This is a genomic window from Cohnella sp. GbtcB17 (genome assembly GCF_019091135.1).
Taxonomy (GTDB): Bacteria; Bacillota; Bacilli; order Paenibacillales; family Paenibacillaceae; genus Cohnella.
Window position 1 is genome coordinate 1 of the sequence record NZ_JAGXJW010000351.1, and the last position, 252, is coordinate 252.

A 252-nucleotide genomic window follows, 5' to 3' on the forward strand; every position below is an offset into this window, starting at 1 on the left:
ATTCCACTTCGGAGTCCGCCCCACTCCGCCCCTCCGCCACAGCCCGGTTTCCGGCCACCGACACTACCTCGTCTTGGGCCGAGCGTCCGAGCTCCACCGGAAGGAAGCGTCGGGAATGCGCGACGCCGCCCGCAAGCGACTTCAAGCCAGGATCAGCCGGGCCTCCCTCTGCTTCGGATCGGGTGATGACCGTGAAGTGTGGCGCTAGCACGCCCTCCGTGCCGCCAGACCTTATAAAGGAGATTCGCTCCG

Annotated in this window: 1 protein-coding gene; it reads right to left on the reverse strand. The window is 66.3% G+C overall.

What is annotated here, in order from left to right; genetic code table 11:
* Positions 1-211, reverse strand: a 211-nt coding sequence (locus KVT38_RS33925; RefSeq protein ID WP_368859202.1) for a ring-opening amidohydrolase, incomplete at its 3' end; no start/stop codon positions are given.
* Positions 212-252 lie beyond the last annotated feature (41 nt).